This window comes from Haemophilus sp. CCUG 60358, from assembly GCF_001679485.1.
Classification (GTDB): Bacteria; Pseudomonadota; Gammaproteobacteria; order Enterobacterales; family Pasteurellaceae; genus Haemophilus_D.
In genome coordinates this window covers 39,380-62,167 of the sequence record NZ_LZOZ01000003.1, presented here as the reverse complement: position 1 = coordinate 62,167, position 22,788 = coordinate 39,380, and the positions used below count along the sequence as shown (strand labels likewise).

Below are 22,788 nucleotides of genomic sequence, written 5' to 3'. Positions count from 1 at the left end.
TTTAAAATCTCATTATGATTGAGGTCGTTTGTTCACATTGCCCTGCTTTATAACTTTGAAGCGCCACGCTGTTTTTACTCACTTTTTCGATTAAATAGCCTTCCTTTCCAATCCTCTGCCCGATTTGAACAGACAGAATATGCCCATCATCATTAAATAACACTTCTGCCTGTTTACCATATTGCACGACTCCCACAATATGTAGCTGAGCCAATGGGCGTTCCTCCGCCAGTCTCGGCTCCGAATACACGCAAGCCAACACCGGCGGTAGGGTGAGCCCCTCTTTTGGATATTCGGTTTGTTCTCTTTGTTTACGATCAAAAGGATCTTGCGAAAATGCTGATACAGAAAAAAACGCTATCAAGATTAAGAAAAGCTTTTTCATTATTTGTCCTTATTTAATTGGAAAATTAACTCACATGTAATAGAAGCATTTTCCTCTTCATCTAATTTCTCAATGTTTAATTGAGTTAAAGAAAGTGTAGGAACATCGTTTAAAAGTGCGGTCAAAAATTGCTGTAAATCGACAAAATAGCCTTGCAATGACAAATGCAACAACGTATGTTGAGAAAAATCCCAACGTAAATCCAACGCTCGAAGTCGCCCATTTAGTAACGCCTGTACATGCTGATTAATCGGCAACACAGAATTAGCTAATTCTGGAGAAAGTTGTCGGCTGTCTGACTTTTGCCTTAAGGTTTGTAAAATCTTTTCCTGTTTATCCCACTCTTGCTGCTGCAAACTCAATTCTGCGTCAAGCCGATGTCGTTCGTTGCTATTTTCAACGTAATGAAAAACAGGTAAAAAGATGACCGCACTTAATGCACTCAACCAAAAGGCAGTATGGACCATTTGAGGTAATCGAAGCCATCTCCCAAACCAACTTTGTGCACTTTTTTGAACAAGCTCATTGATAAAGTTCCTCATTGCACAGACTCCGATAAATGAATATCAAATTGAAAAAATAACTGCTGTTGCACTGGCTGAAACTTAGTTAAGTTAACCTCTGTAAAATGGCGTTTGAGAAATTGATGTATCTCCTCAAACTCTTGTTGGCTTTCTGTCATGCCTGAAAGGACAATTTGCTTAGCATTGAGCGTAAATTCATCTAACTCGCCCTGTTTTAATGGCAGCTCACTTAATAAATTAAGCAAGCGATACACATATTCTGTATCCATTTCTGTCAGCTCATTCATTTCTTTCAGACTACTTTGTAGTTGCTGAACCTGAATGCGTTTCTGATGGACTTGATGAGTTATTTGTGTCAGTTTTTCTTTTGTCTGATTTAGGGTTTGCGCTTGTTGTTCATTGAATTGGTTCAATCCAACAACAATCAAAACTGAACAAGCTAGCCAAATAAAACCTTGCCACATAAAACGACGAAAGGCCTTTTGATGTTGTTCTAAGCGCCAAGGCAATAAATTAAGGCTAAACATCACCACTCTCCCGATTAACTAAAGGCAAAAGTGCGGGTGGTTTTAAAGATAAATCCACTAGCTTTAAATCGGTTTGCCAAAGTGCATTACCTAAAGCAATGAAAGGAAAATCTGTTTCGATACGCTGCCAATCCTTAGGCTGTAATTCGATTGTGTGTGAATTCAACATATCGGGCGTTTGATACACATAAACCTGTTCTATCGTTTCGGAAAAGCGTTGAATAAACTGTTGATAAAGTTCAGATAAATCACCTTGAGATTGCAAAACTTGTCGTTGTTGTAAGCGTTCACAAACGGCGAGACATCCTTGTTGATCTTGATATAAAAATAAGGTGTTAATCGGCTCTTGACCTAAAATGGCATAAAATGCGCGTAAAATACTGTGATTCAGTAAATCAAGTGCGGTCAATTTTAACGGTAGATATTTTGCTAATTCTGCATTGGCGCTTTCTTGTCGAATAGCCGTTATATCCAAACGAAAACCTTGTTTTAATGGCGTGGTAAGATAATCAAACCATAATTCATCCAAAGGAATCGGTAATTCTTTTTGCAAAATAAAACGACATTGTTGTTCACATTCCTGGGCATTGAGTGTTTGTGGTAGAATGAGCGTTTTAGACCAAGTTAAGTGGGGCGAAATGGCGCCAACAAAACAGCATTGACTGTTTTTTTGTGGCAAATGAGGCAATAACTGGGAAAAAATATCTTTTTGTTGCGTATTTAAACAAATAGATTGAACTTTGTGTAATTCATCTAGCCAAACAAAATAGAGGTTATCTTGTTGTTTACTCACACCAATTTGTTGTTTTCGCTGCTTTCTATTGGCAATTCCCATATTCTTTCCTATTCTTTAAGGGATTAATCTTTTATACTTAGCAGCCAAAATCATAATTTTGATTTTTTGAATATTCATTAAACCAGAGAGAATTTTACGATGCGGATCGCAAAATTAATATTAAGTACCCTATTTACGATATGTATACTGGGATTAGTTGCCGGTGGAGTGTTTTATTTTCACTTAAAATCCTCCTTACCGTCGGTAGAAAGCTTAAAAACCGTTGAATTGCAGCAACCAATGCAAATCTATACGGCTGATGGCAAATTAATCGGTGAAGTGGGTGAACAACGCCGTATTCCGGTGAAATTAGAAAATGTGCCTCAACGTTTGCAAGATGCTTTCTTAGCAACGGAAGATAGTCGTTTTTATGACCATCATGGTTTAGACCCAATTGGTATTGCCCGTGCAATTTATGTTGCAGTCAGTAATGGTGGAGCCTCTCAAGGTGCAAGTACCATTACACAACAGCTTGCGCGTAACTTCTTCTTAACCCCAGAAAAAAAACTTATTCGTAAAGTACGTGAAGCGGTATTAGCGGTTGAAATTGAAAATACCTTGAGCAAACAGGAAATTTTAGAGCTTTATTTGAATAAAATTTTCTTAGGCTATCGTTCTTATGGTGTCGCAGCCGCTGCACAAACCTACTTTGGTAAAAACTTAGATGAATTAACGCTCTCTGAAATGGCTGTGATTGCGGGCTTGCCAAAAGCACCTTCAACAATGAACCCATTATATTCACCAAAACGTGCGGAAGAACGCCGTAATGTGGTATTAGGTCGTATGTTGGATGAAAACAAAATCACCAAAGCAGAATATGATGCAGCCATCAAAGAGCCAATCGTCGCGAGTTATCACGGTGCAAAATTTGAATTCCGTGCAGACTATGTGACTGAAATGGTTCGTCAAGAAATGGTGAAACGTTTTGGTGAGGAAGATGCTTACACCAAAGGTTATAAAGTCTTCACAACTGTACTGTCAAAAGATCAAGCCGAAGCACAAAAAGCCGTACGTAATAACCTGATCGATTATGATATGCGTCATGGCTGGCGTGGTGGCGCGCCACTATGGAAAAAAGGTGAAGCTGTATGGGATAACGAGCGCATTGTCGCTTTCTTGAAAAAATTACCTGATTCAGAACCTTTTATTCCAGCAGCGGTAACCGCATTGGGTAAAAATGGCGCGGAATTACTTTTAGCTAATAATGAAACAATGACGCTTTCTTCAAATGCAATGCGTTGGGCTGGTAAATCACCCGTTAAAGTGGGCGAACAGATTTGGATTCGTAAACGTGATAACGGTGAGTGGGTGTTAGGCCAAATTCCAGCAGCTAACTCTGCATTAGTTTCATTAAACTCAGATAATGGTGCAATTGAGGCCATGGTGGGTGGTTTTAGTTACGAACAAAGTAAATTTAACCGTGCAACCCAATCTTTAGTGCAAGTAGGTTCTTCGATTAAACCATTTATTTATGCTGCGGCATTAGAAAAAGGTTTAACCCTTTCAAGCGTATTGCAAGATAGTCCTATCTCCATTCAAAAACCAGGACAACCTTTGTGGCAACCGAAAAACTCACCTGATCGTTATGACGGTCCAATGCGTTTACGTGTGGGTTTAGGCCAATCTAAAAACATGATTGCGATCAGAGCGTTACAAACTGCGGGTGTTGATTTCACCGCTGAATTCTTACAACGATTTGGATTCAAGCGTGACCAATATTTTGCGAGTGAAGCGCTTGCATTAGGTGCGGCTTCTTTCACACCGCTTGAAATGGCGCGTGCTTATGCAGTCTTTGATAACGGTGGTTTCTTGATTGATCCTTACCTCATCGAAAAAATTCAAGATAACACGGGTAAAGATTTATTTATTGCTAACCCGAAAATTGCTTGTATCACTTGTAATGACATTCCTGTGATTTATGGTGAAACCAAAGATAAAATTGATGGTTTTAAAGATGTTGCAGAAGTGGCTAATCCAGATAACCTAAAATCAGCGCAAGGTAATAACAACACGGATACGGAAGAAGGCGATCAACAACCTGAGAACGTACCTGACTTACCAGAACTTCAAACATCAGCATTAAACGATGGTTCTGTTGATTTAATGGCTGATGCGAAAGACGGCGTGGCGAAACAAGAATATGCGCCTCGTGTGATTAGCGGCGAATTAGCCTTCTTAATTCGTAGTGCATTAAATACTGCGATTTATGGTGAACAAGGTCTCGGTTGGAAAGGTACCAGCTGGCGTATCGCGCAAAGTATTAAGCGTAGTGATATAGGTGGTAAAACCGGTACAACCAATAGCGCGAAAGTTGCTTGGTATGCAGGCTTTGGTGCTAACTTAGTGACCACGACCTATGTCGGTTTTGATGATAACAAGCGTGTATTAGGTAGAGGTGAAGCAGGTGCGAAAACCGCAATGCCAGCCTGGGTCGCTTATATGAAAGCGGCACTTTCTGATGTACCAGAACGTCAACTTGATCTTCCACCAAATATCATAGAGAAAACCATTGACAGTAACTCTGGTTTACTTTCTGAAGGTGGTGGCCGTAAAGAATACTTTATCGTTGGTACCGAGCCTAAACGTACTTACATTGCGGAAATGAAAGAGCGTGGTTATTATGTTCCACCAGAGTTGCAACAACGCTTGAATGGCGGAACAGGTAAAACCAAAGACGCGATTCCTGCAACACAACCAGAAGAATTATTCTAACCCTGATTTAAATACTAAAAGTGCGGTTAATTTTGACCGCACTTTTTTACGTCAAAAGGACAAATCATGTTAAGTTATCGTCACAGTTTCCATGCAGGCAATCATGCTGATGTATTAAAGCATGTTGTATTAATGCTGATATTGGAAAATCTTTCGCTGAAAGAAAAAGGTTTTTACTATCTCGATACCCATTCTGGGGTCGGACGCTATCGTTTAAGTTCTGACGAATCAGAAAAAACCGGCGAATACAAAGAGGGAATTGGGAGACTTTGGGAAAGAACAGATTTACCCGAAGAAGTGGCTCGCTACGTGGATCTCATTAAAAAGGTCAATTATGGCGGTAAAGAATTACGCTATTATGCGGGTTCACCAATGATTGCTGCACAATTATTGCGTCCTCAAGATCGTGCATTACTGACAGAATTACACCCGAGCGATTTTCCATTATTGCGCAATAATTTCAAAGAATTTAAAAATATCACCACAAAATCAGAAAATGGTTTCCAACAACTCAAAGCGACGCTTCCACCAAAAGAACGCCGTGGTTTAGTGCTTATTGATCCGCCTTATGAATTAAAAGAAGATTATGATTTGGTGGTTAAAGCGATCGAAGAAGGTTATAAACGCTTTGCGACAGGCACTTATACGATTTGGTATCCAGTGGTTCTACGTCAACAAACAAAACGCATTTTTAAAGGATTAGAAGCAACGGGAATTCGTAAAATTTTGAAAATTGAATTGGCTGTTCGCCCTGATAGTGATCAACGAGGTATGACCGCAAGTGGAATGGTGGTGATTAATCCACCTTGGCAATTAGAACAGCAAATGAAATCTATTTTGCCTTATTTGACCCAAACGCTCGTCCCTGAAGGTACGGGAAGTTGGACAGTGGAATGGATTGTGCTGGAATAATCCATTCCAAAATCTCGGTCAAAATGACCGCACTTTTAAATTTTAATTTTATTGGAATACAGCACTAAACAAAGTGCAATCACCATAATTAAAATCGCGCCAGCGAATAAGATGGTATCAACTGAGCTCTCATGATTCACAATAATCAGGCGCAACATGGCGGTAATCCCCGCGTAAATAAAATAGCGCAAAGGAAAGTGATAGCCACTTTTAAAATATTGCACGATAAGGCCAATAAAACCGAAGTATAAGAAAAACATGACGGCTTGTTCAGCGACTTCATAAGGCACTACGCTTGATGTATTAAATACCATAATCGCTAAAGTGTACGTGATTTTAGCTAAAGCAATAATCAACACTAAAGCCAAAGCAATAAGTGAAAAACTTAATACTACTTTTAATACACCAGTCACTACTCGAGGCAGTTTTTCTAGTTCTTGAGATTCTTCCATAAAGTTCCTTTTTTGTTTTTAAATGACGAAAGTCGCGTATTTTAAAGGAATGTGATTTCGTGGTAAATAACTAAATTTAATCAAATAAAAAAGGCAGAGTTCTCTGCCTTTTCTTTTTTATATTACTGAATAATTACTCATCCAAGAAACTTCTTAATGTTTCAGAACGGCTTGGATGACGTAACTTACGCAATGCCTTAGCTTCAATCTGACGAATACGCTCACGGGTTACATCAAATTGTTTACCCACTTCTTCAAGGGTATGGTCGGTATTCATATCAATACCAAAACGCATACGTAATACTTTTGCTTCACGAGGAGTTAAACCTTCTAACACTTCATGAGTTGCTACTTTTAAGCTTTGTGCGGTTGCAGAATCTAATGGCAATTCAAGGGTTGAATCCTCGATGAAGTCACCTAAATGTGAATCATCGTCGTCGCCAATTGGGGTTTCCATAGAAATAGGTTCTTTCGCAATTTTAAGCACTTTACGAATCTTATCTTCTGGCATTCCCATGCGTTCAGCAAGCTCTTCTGGCGTCGCTTCGCGACCCATTTCTTGTAACATTTGACGAGAAATACGATTTAATTTGTTAATCGTTTCAATCATATGAACAGGAATACGAATTGTACGTGCTTGGTCCGCAATCGAACGAGTAATGGCCTGACGAATCCACCAGGTTGCATAGGTGGAGAATTTATAACCACGACGGTATTCAAATTTATCTACCGCCTTCATCAAACCGATATTCCCTTCTTGAATTAAATCCAAGAATTGTAAACCTCGGTTAGTATATTTTTTCGCAATAGAAATGACCAAACGTAAGTTGGCTTCAACCATTTCTTTTTTCGCACGGCGAGCTTTTTGTTCACCACGAGACACCGCATCGCAAATCTCACGCATTTGTTGGATGGTAAGATTAGTTTGCTGTTCAATATTCGCTAAGTTATCTAAAGATAAACGAATACGCTCTTCATATTTTGGTAAACGTTTTGCCCAAGCTTTCGTTGATTTTAATGCTTTTGCTACCCATGCATCACTGCTACCATTAGCAATAATCAGTGCCTCAAATTCATCTTTTGGCATACCTGTGATATCAACTAATACTTTTTGTAGTTGACGCTCTTCTGCTCGTACACGTTTCATCATATTCTTCATTGATAAAACAAGCGTATCAAATTGTTTTGGTACTAAACGGAATTGTTTAAAAATATCGGCGAGTTGAGCAATTTGATCTTTTGTACGCTTACCACTTCGACCGTGTTTTGCAATGGTCGCTAATGTTTTAGTATATTGCTCTCTTAATGCAGCAAATCTTTCACGCGCCACTTCAGGATCGATACTATTATCTGAATCGCTGTCATCTGAACTTGAACTACTATCGCTTTCATCTTCCTCATCACTCTCATCATCAACATCTGCAGCGGCTTCAACACTCTCCTCTTCTTCAGCAAAATTCTCATCAATATTTGCAGCATCCTCTTCAACAACATTTGGATCTACAAAACCAGTAATTAAATCTGCTAAACGATAATTGCCCGCTTCAACTTGGTCATAATTATCTAATAATTCAGTTAACGCTTCTGGATAAGCTGCAATCGCAGTTTGGACTTCATCGATCCCTTCTTCAATACGTTTTGCAATGCTGATTTCATCTTCACGGGTAAGGAGATCAACGGTACCCATTTCACGCATATACATACGCACAGGATCGGTCGTACGACCGATTTCAGATTCCACATTGGATAAAATCTGTGTTGCTTCTTCCACTGCATCTTCATCCGGAATCGTGTCATTCAACATCATTTCGTCACTTTCCGGCGCCTCATCAAGAACCGGAATACCCGCATCATGCTGTAAAGTCTGCAACAACTTATCGTAATACTCTGGATCGACCACATCTTCTGGAAGTAAGTCATTAATCTCCGCATAGGTTAAATAACCTTGCGTACGACCCAATTCCATAAGCTGTTCAATTTGTTCTGAATATTGCTCTGCGGTAGATTGTTGATTTTGTTCCATTTTTATTCCCGTTTTGCGTTATTTTTGGAAGATAAAAGCCCTTGTTTTGAACAGGAGATTTTACCATTGTTATGACGGATTAACTAACTGTTTTTTCTGCTCTTCTTTTCCCTTGAGCAAATTCACTAAAATTGCTCGTTCTTGATCAGTTAAGCCTTCCGCCCTTTCTTTGGCGATAAGCATCTCAATATCACGTTCAATTGCTTGAATATTCAATCGACGGTAGTTTTGAGAGAATGCATTAATGATTTCTAAGTCGTCTAATAGATGATCCCAAGACGCCAATATTTCAAGGGGCTTACTGAATTCTGTATCACGAAAATATTCTAAGATTTGCCCTGTTGTAATGCCTTCTCGTTCACGGCAAAGCGCGGTCAATTTTGCTAGTAATTCGTAACCTGCTTCATGCTTTAAGGCTTGCAACCCCACATCCGAAATACGATTCACTAATTGTGAATTCTGTAATAACAGCGAAATCACCACACGCATTGGCGTTTTCTTAATGGTTTTTTGTGGCGTTTTAGGTTTTGGTTCAGCCTTATCTATTTGATTTGGAATTAAGCTTTCAAGCTGTGATTGATCAAAGATCCCAAGCTTTTGCGCCAACATATTGCGTAATGACAAGCGCAACATATCACCAGGAATTTGACGAATTAAAGGCGCCGCGAGTGCGACTAATTTTCCTCTCCCTTCTTGTGTCGAGAAATCTACCTGCGGACTTAAATGCGCGAATAAGAATTCTGTGAGAGACTGGGCTTGCTCAATATATTCTTCAAACTTTTCTTTACCGTATTGACGAATATAAGTATCCGGATCTTCTCCATCAGGCAGGAAAATAAACTTAATTTGTCGCCCGTCTTCCAGATAAGGTAAGGCGTTTTCAAGTGCGCGCCAAGCGGCATCACGCCCCGCTCTATCACCATCGTAGCAGCAAATTACCTGCTCTGTTGAACGGAACAATAATTGAATTTGTTCCGAGGTCGTCGATGTTCCAAGGGATGCCACGGCATAATTGACTCCAAATTGTGCTAATGCCACCACATCCATGTAGCCTTCAACCACCAGCAATTTTTCTGGCTCATCATTGATTTGCAAGGCTTCATACAAACCATAAAGTTCATTACCTTTATGGTATGTAATGGTTTCGGGGGAGTTTAGATATTTAGGTTTTTCATCCGTTAAAACACGTCCACCAAAGGCAACCGTACGACCACGTTTATCCCGAATCGGAAACATAATACGATTACGGAATTTATCGTACACACTGCCACGATCGTTTCGAGAAAGCATACCTAAATCAAACAGTTTTTTCTGTTCTTCTCGATTTTTGCCGAATTGACGCAACACCGTATCCATCGCATTGGGCACATAACCAATTTGAAAACGAGCAATAATTTCTGGCGATAAACCGCGTTGCTGAAGATAGCTTTGAGCAGGAATACTTAGCGGGAGTTGAGCTTGATAAAACGATGCAATCTCTTGCATCAAATCGTATAAATTACGTTTTGTCTGATAGCTCACATCCGGTTTATTACCGAATTGGTTTGGGCGTTTTTCATAAGGCACTTCAAGCCCTGCCGAAGCGGCAAGTTCTTCAACGGCTTCAACAAATTCTAATTTGTCATAATCCATTAAAAATGAAATGGCATTACCTTTCGCGCCACAGCCGAAGCAATAATAGAATTGTTTTTTTTCACTTACCGTAAAGGAGGGTGTTTTTTCGTGATGAAACGGACAACAAGCTTGATAATCTCGTCCTGCTTTTTTGAGTTTCACGCGCGCATTAATCACATCGACAATATTCGATTTTGTGAGCAGATCATCAATAAATTGGCGTGGAATTGAGCCTTTCATTGCCTTGCCTCCTTGAATACGATGCGAAAGTGCGGTTGATTTTGCGTGACTTTTTTTCGATGAATTTAAAGCAACAAAACCGTGATACCCAAAAGGTTTCACGGTTTGTCTTAACTCGAGTTAGAAAATACTACAAATTAGTATAAACGGGTATTGCGCGCGTTTTCGCGAGCATTACGTTTAGCGTGACGTTTAGCAAGCGTTGCTTTTTCACGTTTACGGATTGTAGTTGGTTTTTCATAGAATTCACGAGCGCGAACTTCTGCTAAAATACCAGCTTTTTCGCAAGAGCGTTTGAAACGACGTAAAGCTACGTCAAATGATTCGTTTTCACGTACTTTAATTACAGGCATAAGCCAATCACCTCAATGAGTTTAATTTAATTGCAATTTTAAATTTTTATTACTGCCGAATGAACGGCAAATTCAATAAAGGACGCAATTCTAATCGATCTTCCCTGCAAAAGCAAAGGAAAGATCGCCTATTTGCTGAAAATTTGGCGTTTGAACTGGTTTAAGCGGGCTAAACAAGGTAAAATCCTTGCCAATTTTTTTAATAAAATGAGAAGAAAATGCGTATTTTAGGGATCGAAACCTCCTGTGATGAAACAGGTGTCGCGATTTATGATGAAGACAAAGGCTTAATTGCTAATCAGCTTTACACGCAAATTGCCTTGCATGCGGATTACGGTGGTGTAGTGCCAGAGCTGGCTTCCCGCGATCACATTCGCAAAACGGCGCCATTAATTAAAGCCGCATTAGAAGAAGCCAATTTAGCCGCTGATCAAATTGATGGTATCGCCTATACAAGTGGCCCAGGGTTAGTGGGCGCATTATTAGTGGGCGCAACGATCGCGCGTTCACTGGCTTATGCCTGGAATGTGCCCGCTATTGGCGTACACCATATGGAAGGTCATCTACTTGCGCCAATGCTTGATGAAAATCGACCACACTTTCCATTTATTGCCCTCTTAGTTTCAGGTGGACATACGCAATTAGTGCGCGTTGATGGCGTAGGAAAATATGAAGTCATTGGAGAATCTATTGATGATGCGGCAGGTGAAGCCTTTGATAAAACCGCGAAATTATTAGGGTTAGATTATCCTGGCGGTGCGGCACTTTCACGTTTAGCCGAAAAAGGATCACCAGATCGTTTTGTATTTCCACGCCCAATGACGGATCGCCCTGGCCTTGATTTTAGCTTTTCAGGTTTAAAAACCTCAGCGGCTAACACCATTAATCAGGCAATCAAACAAGAAGGCGAATTAACCGAACAAACCAAAGCAGATATTGCCTTTGCCTTCCAAGATTCCGTCGTGAATACACTCGCAATCAAATGTAAACGTGCCTTAAAAGAAACCGGCTATAAGCGTTTAGTGATTGCTGGCGGGGTGAGTGCAAACAAAAAATTACGTGAAACCCTTGGCACAATGATGAAAAATCTTGGTGGTGAAGTATTTTATCCGCAACCTCAATTTTGTACCGATAATGGTGCCATGATTGCCTATACGGGCTTTTTACGCTTAAAACAAGGTCAGCATAGCGATCTCGCCATTGATGTTAAACCTCGTTGGGCAATGACTGAACTCCCTGCAATTTAAGGAAAAAATATGGAAAATATGATTAAAGTAAGAGCTATGCGTGCAGCCGGTATCGCTTGTTTCTTAGTGCTCGCGATTATTGGCGCATGGATTTTTACCACACCAAGTGGTGATATCGTTAGCGCGCTTTCAGCTGCCGGAAAAATGGTTGGCGGTGGTGCAACTTACGGCACCTTTATGCTAGCAGCCAGTCCACCTGTTGCAGGATTTATTGCCTATTATTTCTGGAAATGGGTGATTAAATAATGGCAAAACTCTATTTTTACTACTCTACGATGAATGCGGGCAAATCAACCACGTTGCTGCAGTCTTCCTATAACTATCGTGAACGCAATATGAACACCATGGTTTATACGGCAGCCATTGATGACCGCTTTGGATTAGGCAAAGTCACGTCACGTATTGGTATTCATGAAGACGCCAATTTATTTACGTCAACGAGTGACCTTTTTGCTGAAGTGAGCCAACGTTTACAACAAGAAAAAATTCATTGTGTTTTAGTTGATGAAGCCCAGTTTTTAACGAAACAACAAGTATATCAATTAAGTGATGTCGTAGATAAACTGAAGATTCCTGTGCTTTGTTATGGCTTGCGTACCGACTTCCAAGCTGAGCTATTTGAAGGTAGTAAGTATCTACTTGCTTGGGCAGATCAACTAGAAGAATTAAAAACAATCTGTTATTGTGGACGTAAAGCCAATTTCGTTTTACGTTTAAATGAACAAGGTGAAGTCATTAAGGAAGGGGAACAAATCCAAATTGGTGGAAACGACTCTTATCTTTCGGTTTGCCGCTATCATTACAAAGAAAAGTGCGGTCAGCTTTAACCTCGTTTTTCAATTTTATACTCGGAGAACAATTTTATGCTAAAAAACAAAACATTCGGCAGTGCCTTAATCATTGCCGGCACGACCATCGGGGCGGGAATGCTCGCGATGCCATTAACCTCTGCCGGTATTGGTTTTGGTTACACCGTTTTCTTATTAGTCGGCTTATGGGCGCTTTTGGTTTACAGCGGTTTACTTTTTGTTGAAGTGTATCAAACTGCAGATCGATTAAATGATGGCGTGGCGACTCTCGCTGAAAAATACTTCGGCATCACTGGACGTGTCTTAGCCACCTTTAGTTTGCTCATTTTACTTTATGCTCTTTCTGCGGCCTACATCACCGGGGGCGGTTCATTATTATCGGGTTTACCAACCGCTTTTGGCTTTGAAAGTCTTTCCTCCGAACTTTCAATCATTTTATTTACCGTCGTACTCGGTGCCTTTGTGGTTGTAGGTACAAGAGGCGTTGATGGTGCCACCCGTATTCTGTTCATCGGTAAATTAATTGCCTTTGCTTTTGTGTTGTTCATGATGTTACCAAAAGTATCTGTCGATAACCTGATGGCCTTACCTTTAAATTATGCTTTCGTGATCTCTGCGGCACCAATTTTCTTTACCTCCTTTGGCTTCCACATCATCATGGGCAGCGTAAACAGCTATTTAGATGGTAGTGTTACTCAATTCCGTAAAGCGATTTTAATTGGTACAGCGATTCCACTTGTAGCTTATTTAGTGTGGCAATTAGCGACTCACGGTGTATTAAGCCAAAATGAATTCGTGCAAGTACTCCAAGCGGATCCAACGCTTAACGGCTTGGTCAATGCAACACGTCAAATCACGAACTCCCACATCATGGGCGAAATCGTACGTGTGTTCTCTGCACTTGCATTAATCACTTCTTTCCTAGGTGTGATGCTAGGGGTATTTGAAGGTTTAGGCGATTTATTCAAACGTTACAAATTGCCACACAACCGGTTAACACTTACCGTTGCAGCCTTTACTCCACCACTTGCGTTTGCCTTATATTATCCTGAAGGCTTTATCGCTGCATTAAGCTATGCGGGTTTACTCTGTGCGTTCTACTGCTTGATTTTGCCTATTGGTCTCGCATGGAAAACACGTCAAGCAAATCCAAATCTGCCTTATCGTGTAATCGGTGGAAACGTAACCTTAGTGATAGCCTTAGTAATTGGCGTAATCATTATGATCGTACCATTCTTAATTCAAGCAGGCTATTTACCTGCAGTAGCGGGTTAAAGTGCGGTCAATTTTGAGCGTGTTTTTGAGATAAAAAATGGGGCGTATTCATCTACGCCCCATTTTATTTTCTAACCGTTTAATTATGACTGAATTTCTGCAAGGAACTCTTCTTCCGTTAGAATAGTAACACCTAATTCCTGTGCTTTTGTGAGCTTAGAACCCGCCGCATCACCAGCAATCACAAAATCCGTTTTCGCTGAAACCGAGCCGCTCACTTTCGCGCCCATGTCTTGTAATAAGGCTTTAGCTTCATTACGTCCCATTTGAGTTAAGGTTCCGGTTAATACAACCGTTTTGCCTTTAAAGCGGTTTTCTGTCACTTCTTTGGTTTCCACAGTTTCCCAATGCACGCCTTGAGCGATTAAATCATTCACCACCGCCACATTATGTGGTTCATGCCAAAACGCCAAAATACGATTTGCCACCACTTCGCCTACATCAGGCACTTGCTGTAAGGCTTCTAAATCTGCATTTTGCAACGCTTCTAGGGTTTTGAAATGATTTGCTAAATTCAATGCTGTAGCCTCCCCCACTTCACGGATTCCTAAAGCAAAAATAAAACGTGCTAACGTCGTATTTTTCGCTTTTTCAAGGCTAGCCAATGCATTTTCAGCTGATTTTGCGCCCATTCTTTCTAAATGGGTTAGCGTGGTTAAATCTAACTTGAATAAATCGGCTGGCGTATGAATTAATTCACGATCCACCAACTGTTCGATTAATTTACCCCCTACGCCATCAATATCCATGGCCTTGCGAGAAACGAAATGTTTAAGCGCTTCTTTACGCTGTGCTGCACAGAACAAACCGCCCGTACAACGCGCTACCGCTTCACCTTCAATACGAACAATGGCCGAATCACATACAGGACAAGTTTTAGGGAAAATGATCGGTCTCGCATCTGCTGGGCGACGGTCGTGTAATACGCCGATAATTTGTGGAATCACATCTCCCGCACGGCGAATCACCACCGTATCGCCAATCGCAATATCCAAGCGTTCAATTTCATCGCCGTTATGTAACGTGGCATTACTTACCGTTACCCCTGCCACGAATACCGGTTCTAATTTGGCTACTGGAGTAATTGCCCCCGTTCTGCCCACTTGGAATTCTACATCATTTAGGCGAGTTAATTCTTCTTGTGCAGGGAATTTATAAGCAATCGCCCAACGTGGCGCTTTGGAAATAAAACCTAATTTCTCTTGTAACGCAATATCATTGATTTTCAACACGGTACCATCAATATCGTAACCAAGAGCACTACGTTTATTTTGAATATCACGATAAAAATCCAACACTTCATCTGTGCCGTTACATAAACGGATTTCTGGGTTTACTGGAATCCCAATAGACTTCAACCATTGCAAACGATCATAATGCGTATTCGGCAAATCTACCCCTTCGACAATACCAATACCATAAGCATTCAATACCAATGGACGCTTACTCGTAATTTTTGGATCGAGCTGGCGTAACGATCCTGCTGCGGCATTACGTGGGTTAGCAAAGGTTTTCTCGCCTTTCTCTAACGCTTGCTGATTTAAACGCTCAAAGCCTTCATGTGGCATAAACACTTCGCCACGCACTTCTAAACGTGCAGGCGGATTATCCATTAAAAGCTGCAAGGGAATATTTCGAATTGTACGGATATTCGCGGTAATATCCTCCCCTGTTGTCCCATCACCACGGGTTGCGGCTTGAGTCAGTACGCCATTTACATACAAAATACTCACCGCTAAACCATCTAACTTAGGTTCACAGCAAAAAGTGAGTGGTTCAGGCAAACAAATAAGACGATCTTCAATGCGTTTTACGAATGCATAAAATTCCTCGTCTGAAAAGGCATTATCCAAAGACAGCATTGGAATTTCATGACGAATTTGTGCAAAACCAGAAAGCGGTTTGGCTCCCACACGTTGAGTAGGTGAATCTGTCGTAATGAGTTCCGGATGGGCGGCTTCTAAGGCTTTAAGTTGATGAAATAAACGGTCATATTCCGCGTCAGGAATCGTTGGGTTATCCAATACATGATATTCATATTCATAACGACGAAGATCCTGACGTAATGTATCAATTTGTTGCTGAAGGCTCATAATGTTCTCTAACGGTTTACTCATTGAATTAAAATGGGCGAACCATCGGCTCGCCCAAAGTGCGGTTATTTTTTAGTGCGTTTTATGCGATGCGAGATAAGTAATCCTGCTCAGCCATATCATCAAAAATCTCTTGCTGATCAGTCAATACCACGCCACCTAAATCTTCTGCGATGGTTTTCGCTGCACGAATCATCATGCGCAAGTTTGCCAAATTATTACCTGGTGATGGTAGCTGCATAAAGAGCACCACACCCATGGTTGAAAACTCGGCCATATTGTAATAATCAAATGTACCTGGTTGTTCAATGTTTGCCACACTAAATAACACCGGACTTGCCACACTTAAATCAAAATGGCGGTGATACATTTGACGCTCGCCAAAAATAAAACCGAGATTTTCTAAAGATTGGGATAATTGTGGACCATAGAATTCACGATTTTGATTTGAAATCACATAAAGTTGAACAAAACCCGTGGTTTGTTTTGGTTTTTCTACTTCTACTGGTTCGTGATAGTTAAAATGCACGTTCTCATGAGTAGGTTCTTGAGTTGGATTTAATGACATCTCAGCTAATTGCTCACGCAGTTCAGGCAAAGAAGAATTCACACCGTCAAAATCATTGCTTTGTGCTTCTAGTTCTTCGATTGTCATTTCTGCTACACTTGGTTTCGGCTGTACATTCGTTTCAGGATAAACCACTGGCTCAGTTTTTGGCGCAGGAGCAGGTTGCGTTGTATTCATCTCATAAACCGGCTGATTTGGTAAGGAGATTTTAATATCGTCCACGCTTTTTTCTATTTGACGCGCATCCACTTGAACGCGCTGCTCATCAAAATTAAATTGCTGTTGGTTTGCCGCCTGCGGTGCTACTTTAGGTTGAACATGCTGTTGTACAGGCTGTGCTGCTTGAGCACGATGTGTTAAACAAATATCCGCATTAGGATCAGCAGCTTGCGAAAAAGGATTGACCTCACCGTTTTTAGAAGTACGGTTAAATGTGTTCGCGCTTTTAAAATATTTTGATTTCTCACGGCGATTTGACCATAATCCGTGTACCACTAAGGCAATTAAAGCGATTACCCCTAAAATAATCAAAATGGTATTTAAATCCATTCTTGTTGCTCCTTAACGCAATGATTTTTGCTAATCCTATCACATTTCCACAGGTGAAAAAATAGGAAAGCAAACAAGATATTAAAAGGGATGAGATGGAATTTTTCTCAAAAAATATTGTCTTTCTGTGACATTTTGTATTTTTACTTTTCAATTTAAAGGAACAATGATGATCGATCAAAATGAAATAAAATCTGCTTTCAATCATTTCGTAATGGGTTGGCATTTTATTACGCAAAAAGGCCTACGCCGTTTTGTGATTATGCCGATTTTACTTAACGTCGTTCTGCTTACAGGCTTATTCTGGCTATTTGTCTCACAAATCTCCACGATGATTGACTGGGTGATGAGCTTTATTCCAGATTGGCTAAGCTTTTTAAGCGTGATTTTGCTTGTGTTGTCTATTGGCTCAATTCTCTTATTTTTCTATTTTGCCTTTACAACGCTTTCAGGCTTTATTGCCGCGCCGTTTAATGGATTATTAGCAGAAAAAATCGAAAAAATGCTAACTGGTGAAGCAGTTAATGATGATGGTTTTGCCGAAATTATGAAAGATGTGCCACGTATGCTAAATCGTGAATGGCAAAAACTATGGTATAGCTTACCGAAATTTGTAGGCTTGTTCTTATTGAGTTTTATCCCTGTTATCGGACAAACCATTATTCCTGTGCTGACATTCTTATTTACCTGTTGGATGATGGCAATTCAATATTGTGACTATCCGTTTGATAACCACAAGATTTCCTTTGGCATCATGAAAAATGCATTAGGCGAAAGACGCACACAAAGCCTGACATTCGGAGCATTAATCACCCTTTGTACCGCATTACCGATTGTGAATTTAGTCGTTATTCCCGTTGCAGTCTGTGGCGCGACCGTAATGTGGGTCGAAAATTATCGCTCACAATTAAAATTTGATATGAATTTTGACCGCACTTCAGGTTCAACACAAATTGTGACTGGCTCCACAAGTACGGAAATTAAGCCTTCAGGAAACAGCATCGTGAATAAATAGCATTTAGTTATAAAATATAGCTACTAACTATTTTTTGAATTTAAAAGCTGGTGTTATAACTATTGCATCAAATAATTCCAAAATATAAAAGGACAGTAAGATGACAATTTATGCAGATAACTCATACTCAATCGGTAATACGCCATTAGTTCGTTTAAAACACTTCGGACACAATGGCAACGTTGTCGTAAAAATTGAAGGTCGCAACCCAAGCTTTAGCGTGAAATGCCGTATTGGTGCCAATATGATTTGGCAAGCAGAAAAAGATGGCATTTTAACGGCAGGTAAAGAAATTGTAGATGCAACCAGCGGTAACACCGGTATTGCTTTAGCTTATGTAGCTGCTGCACGTGGTTATAAAATCACCTTAACCATGCCTGAAACCATGAGTCTTGAACGTAAACGTTTATTACGTGGTTTGGGCGTCAATCTTGTGCTCACTGAAGGCTCAAAAGGGATGAAAGGTGCGATCGCTAAAGCAGAAGAAATTGTGGCGTCTAATCCAAATCATTATGTGATGCTAAAACAATTTGAAAACCCGGCTAACCCTGACATTCACCGTCAAACTACCGGTGAAGAAATTTGGAAAGATACGGAAGGTAAAGTCGATGTTGTGGTTGCTGGTGTGGGTACCGGTGGTACAATTACCGGTATTTCTCGTGCGATCAAATTAGATCACGGTAAAAAAATTACCTCTGTGGCGGTTGAGCCAACAGAATCACCCGTTATTAGCCAAACCCTTGCTGGTCAAGAAGTGAAACCAGGTCCACACAAAATTCAAGGTATCGGTGCGGGCTTCATTCCGAAAAACTTAGATTTATCATTAATTGATCGCGTGGAAACTGTAGATAGCGATACTGCAATTGCAACCGCTCGTCGCTTAATGGCTGAAGAAGGTATTCTTGCGGGTATTTCTTCTGGTGCGGCTGTGGCAGCGGCTGACCGCTTAGCAAAACTACCAGAATTCCAAGATAAATTAATCGTCGCGATCTTACCTTCTGCCTCTGAACGTTATTTAAGTACGGCATTATTCGAAGGTATTGAAGCTTAATCTATTAATTTCATTCATTCTATCTAAGGTCTGTTTTTACAGACCTTTTTGTTTATTAATTAAACAATCTTCATTTAATATAACTAAAGGAAATAATTCATAAATAAATAATACTTTTCTTTTCTTTTTCGCTTCTTATAATTCATCTCACTTTCGTTATTTATCTAAAAAAGGAATACTTATGAAAAAATCATTTTTTAGCACCGCACTTTTAGCGGCAGGATTAGCCCTTTCTACTTTTGCTAACGCAGGTGAAATTGCTGATCGCGTTGAACAAACTAAAACCTTATTAGTCGGTACTGAGGGAACTTACGCACCATTCACTTTCCACAACAAAGATGGCAAGTTAACTGGTTTTGATGTAGAAATTATCGAAAAAGTTGCGCAAAAATTAGGTTGGAAAGTTGAATTTAAAGAAACCGCTTGGGATGGCATGTATGCAGGTTTAAATGCAAAACGCTTTGATGTTATTGCGAACCAAACCAATCCAAGCTCAGAACGTTTAAAAAAATATGATTACAGTGCACCTTATAACTACTCAGCTGGCGTCATCGTGACGAAAGCCGATAACGATAGCATTAAATCATTCCCTGATTTAAAAGGTAAAAAATCTGCACAATCTGCAACCAGTAACTGGAGCAAAGATGCTCGTGATAATGGTGCAATTATTGTGACCGTTGATAGCTTGGCGCAAAACCTTGAAGCAGTAAAGCAAGGTCGTGTTGATGCCACAGTAAACGATAAATTAGCAGTATTAGATTACTTCAAAAAACAACCTAATGCAGGCTTAAAAATTGCCGTAGAAAGTGATAAAAAAATCCCGACCGGTTTTGCTTTCTTGAAAGGTGAAGAACCGCTTATTGAGAAAGTAAACCAAGCACTTGAAGAACTACGCAAAGACGGAACTTTAAAACAAATTTCAATCAAATGGTTTGGCGATGACATTACTCAATAATTGGTTAGCAAGCCTTCCATTTATGACCACAGAACGAGCTGATTATGTAATCAGCTCGTTTTGGCCTATGATGGAAGGAGCAATTTTATATACGATTCCCCTAGCGGTCATTTCCTTCTTTTGTGGTTTATTCATTGCGGTTATCGTGGCTGTGATTTGCACATTACCGCATCCCAATTTAATGACCAAAATTCTGCAGGGCATTTGCCGCACTTATATTTCAATTATTCGTGGCACGCCAATGTTGGTGCAGATCTTCATTATTTTCTACGGTTTACCTGAAGTTGGCATCAAACTTGAGCCTTTCCCAACTGCAATTATTGCATTCTCCATTAATATTGGTGCTTATGCAGCAGAAACAGTGAGAGCCTCTATTCTTGCTATTCCTAAAGGTCAATGGGAAGCCTCTTATGCGATAGGCATGAATTACACACAAGCTTTCGTGCGTACCATTATGCCGCAAGCTTTACGTATTTCCGTCCCTTCGCTGTCAAACACCTTCATTAGCACAGTGAAAGATACGTCTCTGGCATCACTTGTTTGGATTGCGGAGTTATTCCGTGTGGCGCAAAACATCACGGCTGAAAACTACGAATTTATTTTAATTTATAGTGAAGCGGCTCTCATTTATTGGGTATTCTGTTTTGTGCTGTCAATGGGGCAAACCCGTTTAGAAAAACGCCTTTCTCGCCATTTATAAGGACTGGTTATGTTAAAAGTCACGAATATTCAGAAAAGTTTTAATGGCCACCATGTATTAAAAGGCATTGATTTTAAAATTAATAAAGGTGAAGTTGTTGCCATTCTGGGTCCGTCAGGTTCAGGCAAAACGACCTTTTTACGCTGTTTAAATTTACTCGAACGCCCGGAAAAAGGTGTATTAGCATTTACTGATGGAAGCTTAACTATTGATTTCAGCAAGAAGATCAGCAAATCCGATGAACTAAAATTGCGTCGACGTTCCTCAATGGTGTTCCAACAATACAATCTATTTCCCCATCGCACTGCACTCGAAAATGTGATGGAGGGCATGGTGGTTGTGCAAAAACAACCGAAAGAAACTGCACGTGAAAAAGCATTGGCATTATTGGAAAAAGTTGGTTTAAAAGCAAAAGCGGATTTATATCCCTCTCAACTGTCTGGTGGTCAACAGCAACGTGTCGGGATCGCCCGAGCTTTAGCAGTTAAACCCGATATTATCTTATTAGATGAGCCCACTTCTGCCCTCGATCCAGAGCTCGTTGGTGAAGTGTTACAGGCACTCAAAATGCTCGCACAAGAAGGTTGGACAATGATTATTGTCACCCATGAGTTGAATTTTGCCAAAGACGTGGCTGATCGTGTGATTCTCATGGAAAATGGTCAAGTTGTTGAACAAAATACAGCGGTTGAATTCTTCAGTCGTCCACAGCAAGATCGCACCAAACAATTCCTATTACAAGCTAAAATGCCAATGGAATTCGAAGATTATTGTATTTAATCAAACCTCTAAATATAAAAAGAGCAGTCAAAAAATATCATGAATTTTGACTGCTCTTTCTATTTGAATAAATTACATAATCGCATTATAGAATACTGCTGCTAATGTCGCACCGATAAACGGACCTACAACAGGAACCCAACTGTATCCCCAGTCTGCTTTGGCCTTTAATGTGCCCCCAAGGAAAAGACCCAAGGTTAAACGTGGACCAAGATCTCGAGCGGGGTTAATCGCATAGCCAGTTGTTCCACCTAAGCTCAAACCAATTGCCCAAACTAGAATCGCTACTGGTAATGCTCCGATAGAGCCTAAACCAATTGGCGTACTTTCTGCTGTGCCAGGTAACGTAATATTTGCCCCTGCAAGGTAGAAAATTACGAAGACAAGTACGAAGGTACCAACAATTTCGTTCACTAAGTTGATTGGATAGTTACGAATTGCGGGTTCAGTACAGAAACAAGCGCGTTTTAAGCCCTCTTCTTCGGTCGCTGCAAAGTGATCTTTATACATAACGTAAACCAACAACGCACCTACCATGCCCCCCACAACTTGTGCCGCGATGTAGCCAGGGACCAGTTCCCAAGCAAATGCACCTTTCATTGCCACACCAAGTGTTACCGCGGGATTTAAGTGTGCCCCACTGTAAGGACCTGTCACAACGACGGCCACATACACTGCAAATGCCCACGCGGTAGTAATCACAATCCAACCAGAACTTTGCCCTTTCGTTTTATTTAAACATACGTTAGCCACCACACCGTTACCTAACAGGATTAAGAGTGCCGTGCCAAAAAATTCTGCAAAATAGGCATTCATAAGAGAATCTCCAAATAATGATTAACTTAATGATTTCATTAAAGAAATCTTGCTTTGCAATTCGTTTCGTTGTCTGATCAAATATTGAGATACTCAAAGTGAGTGGCCTCATTATCTAGTTTTGACCAATTAATTCAATAGATGAAACCGATCTATTTTCTAAAAATGAGAGAGCGATCACATTATTTTGTGCGTTAACGCAATCGTTTATATATTTTAATAAAAAAATCTGTGATACTTATCACAAAACCAAACATTGCTTATTCCAATTAAGTTCGAATTCAATTAAGTTAGGCGCGCAATTTGTTCGTTTAAGCTCAAAATTTCTTCATTCATTTAATGAGAGTGCCAAG

The 22,788-nt window shown here is 40.2% G+C and carries 22 protein-coding genes; 11 read left to right on the top strand and 11 right to left on the bottom strand.

Annotation, left to right across the window (positions count from 1 at the left end; translation table 11 throughout):
* Nucleotide 1 precedes the first annotated feature (1 nt).
* Genes A9500_RS01485 through A9500_RS01470 form a run of 4 tightly spaced genes read right to left on the bottom strand, consistent with a single transcriptional unit; the run spans nt 2 to nt 2,271 of the window.
* Nucleotides 2-385 (bottom strand): pilus assembly protein PilP, encoded by a 384-nt coding sequence (locus A9500_RS01485; RefSeq protein ID WP_065243634.1) that lies wholly within the window; start codon nt 383-385, stop codon nt 2-4.
* The gene (locus tag A9500_RS01480) at nt 385-927 is read right to left on the bottom strand and encodes a competence protein ComC (protein ID WP_065243633.1); all 543 of its coding nucleotides are present in this window, start codon (nt 925-927) and stop codon (nt 385-387) included. The genes A9500_RS01485 and A9500_RS01480 overlap by 1 nt, the downstream gene beginning before the upstream one ends.
* Nucleotides 924-1,436 (bottom strand): competence protein ComB, encoded by a 513-nt coding sequence (locus A9500_RS01475; RefSeq protein ID WP_065243632.1) that lies wholly within the window; start codon nt 1,434-1,436, stop codon nt 924-926. The genes A9500_RS01480 and A9500_RS01475 overlap by 4 nt, the downstream gene beginning before the upstream one ends.
* Nucleotides 1,429-2,271, bottom strand: a complete 843-nt coding sequence (locus A9500_RS01470; protein ID WP_065243631.1) for a competence protein ComA — start codon at nt 2,269-2,271, stop codon at nt 1,429-1,431. Before A9500_RS01470 ends, A9500_RS01475 begins: the two co-directional genes overlap by 8 nt.
* Before the next feature lie 99 nt (nt 2,272-2,370).
* Here A9500_RS01470 and A9500_RS01465 point away from each other — a divergent pair, with 99 nt between their 5' ends.
* Both A9500_RS01465 and A9500_RS01460 read left to right on the top strand, forming a co-directional pair.
* Nucleotides 2,371-4,983 carry a penicillin-binding protein 1A gene (locus A9500_RS01465; protein ID WP_065243630.1) on the top strand — a complete coding sequence of 871 codons (2,613 nt, stop codon included), beginning with the start codon at nt 2,371-2,373 and terminating at the stop codon, nt 4,981-4,983.
* Between the two features lie 66 nt (nt 4,984-5,049).
* Complete coding sequence (locus A9500_RS01460; RefSeq protein ID WP_065243629.1) at nt 5,050-5,895, top strand: 23S rRNA (adenine(2030)-N(6))-methyltransferase RlmJ; 846 nt, start codon at nt 5,050-5,052, stop codon at nt 5,893-5,895.
* Between the two features lie 35 nt (nt 5,896-5,930).
* Here A9500_RS01460 and psiE read toward each other — a convergent pair whose 3' ends face one another.
* From psiE to rpsU, 4 genes are all read right to left on the bottom strand, one after another.
* Complete coding sequence (gene psiE / locus A9500_RS01455) at nt 5,931-6,347, bottom strand: phosphate-starvation-inducible protein PsiE (protein WP_049362461.1); 417 nt, start codon at nt 6,345-6,347, stop codon at nt 5,931-5,933.
* A gap of 133 nt (nt 6,348-6,480) precedes the next feature.
* A complete protein-coding gene (gene rpoD / locus A9500_RS01450) occupies nt 6,481-8,370 on the bottom strand; it encodes an RNA polymerase sigma factor RpoD (protein ID WP_065243628.1) in 1,890 nt (629 codons plus the stop codon).
* 69 nt (nt 8,371-8,439) lie between these two features.
* Nucleotides 8,440-10,224 carry a DNA primase gene (dnaG, locus tag A9500_RS01445; protein WP_065243627.1) on the bottom strand — a complete coding sequence of 595 codons (1,785 nt, stop codon included), beginning with the start codon at nt 10,222-10,224 and terminating at the stop codon, nt 8,440-8,442.
* A 137-nt stretch (nt 10,225-10,361) separates the two neighbouring features.
* The gene (gene rpsU, locus A9500_RS01440; protein ID WP_005694732.1) at nt 10,362-10,577 is read right to left on the bottom strand and encodes a 30S ribosomal protein S21; all 216 of its coding nucleotides are present in this window, start codon (nt 10,575-10,577) and stop codon (nt 10,362-10,364) included.
* A gap of 218 nt (nt 10,578-10,795) precedes the next feature.
* Between rpsU and tsaD the strand changes: the two genes are divergently transcribed.
* From tsaD to A9500_RS01420, 4 genes are read left to right on the top strand one after another with little or no spacing between them, the layout of a single operon-like run.
* Entirely contained in the window at nt 10,796-11,824 is a 1,029-nt protein-coding gene (gene tsaD, locus A9500_RS01435; RefSeq protein ID WP_065243626.1) for a tRNA (adenosine(37)-N6)-threonylcarbamoyltransferase complex transferase subunit TsaD, read from the top strand.
* Nucleotides 11,825-11,833: 9 nt separating this feature from the next.
* Nucleotides 11,834-12,070, top strand: a complete 237-nt coding sequence (locus tag A9500_RS01430; protein ID WP_065243625.1) for a hypothetical protein — start codon at nt 11,834-11,836, stop codon at nt 12,068-12,070.
* On the top strand, nt 12,070-12,651 hold the full coding sequence (locus A9500_RS01425; protein ID WP_065243624.1) for a thymidine kinase: 582 nt from the start codon (nt 12,070-12,072) through the stop codon (nt 12,649-12,651). Before A9500_RS01430 ends, A9500_RS01425 begins: the two co-directional genes overlap by 1 nt.
* Before the next feature lie 36 nt (nt 12,652-12,687).
* Nucleotides 12,688-13,908: an aromatic amino acid transport family protein gene (locus A9500_RS01420; RefSeq protein WP_065243623.1), complete on the top strand. Its 1,221-nt coding sequence runs from the start codon at nt 12,688-12,690 to the stop codon at nt 13,906-13,908.
* Between the two features lie 83 nt (nt 13,909-13,991).
* Here the strand turns inward: A9500_RS01420 and ligA are convergent, their stop codons facing one another.
* Complete coding sequence (ligA, locus tag A9500_RS01415; protein WP_179854545.1) at nt 13,992-16,001, bottom strand: NAD-dependent DNA ligase LigA; 2,010 nt, start codon at nt 15,999-16,001, stop codon at nt 13,992-13,994.
* 82 nt (nt 16,002-16,083) lie between these two features.
* Nucleotides 16,084-17,118 (bottom strand): cell division protein ZipA, encoded by a 1,035-nt coding sequence (gene zipA, locus A9500_RS01410; RefSeq protein ID WP_065243622.1) that lies wholly within the window; start codon nt 17,116-17,118, stop codon nt 16,084-16,086.
* Nucleotides 17,119-17,287: 169 nt separating this feature from the next.
* On the opposite strand from zipA, the gene cysZ reads away from it, so the two are divergent.
* The 5 genes from cysZ (at nt 17,288) to A9500_RS01385 (ending at nt 21,619) form a co-directional block, all read left to right on the top strand.
* Entirely contained in the window at nt 17,288-18,133 is an 846-nt protein-coding gene (gene cysZ / locus A9500_RS01405; protein WP_065243621.1) for a sulfate transporter CysZ, read from the top strand.
* 100 nt (nt 18,134-18,233) lie between these two features.
* Nucleotides 18,234-19,184, top strand: a complete 951-nt coding sequence (gene cysK, locus A9500_RS01400; protein ID WP_005694743.1) for a cysteine synthase A — start codon at nt 18,234-18,236, stop codon at nt 19,182-19,184.
* Nucleotides 19,185-19,365: 181 nt separating this feature from the next.
* The gene (locus tag A9500_RS01395) at nt 19,366-20,139 is read left to right on the top strand and encodes an amino acid ABC transporter substrate-binding protein (protein ID WP_065243620.1); all 774 of its coding nucleotides are present in this window, start codon (nt 19,366-19,368) and stop codon (nt 20,137-20,139) included.
* Nucleotides 20,123-20,839 (top strand): amino acid ABC transporter permease, encoded by a 717-nt coding sequence (locus tag A9500_RS01390; RefSeq protein ID WP_049365735.1) that lies wholly within the window; start codon nt 20,123-20,125, stop codon nt 20,837-20,839. Before A9500_RS01395 ends, A9500_RS01390 begins: the two co-directional genes overlap by 17 nt.
* Before the next feature lie 9 nt (nt 20,840-20,848).
* Nucleotides 20,849-21,619 (top strand): amino acid ABC transporter ATP-binding protein, encoded by a 771-nt coding sequence (locus A9500_RS01385; protein WP_054420341.1) that lies wholly within the window; start codon nt 20,849-20,851, stop codon nt 21,617-21,619.
* A 72-nt stretch (nt 21,620-21,691) separates the two neighbouring features.
* Here A9500_RS01385 and A9500_RS01380 read toward each other — a convergent pair whose 3' ends face one another.
* Entirely contained in the window at nt 21,692-22,435 is a 744-nt protein-coding gene (locus A9500_RS01380) for an MIP/aquaporin family protein (protein ID WP_065243619.1), read from the bottom strand.
* Between the last annotated feature and the right edge of the window lie 353 nt (nt 22,436-22,788).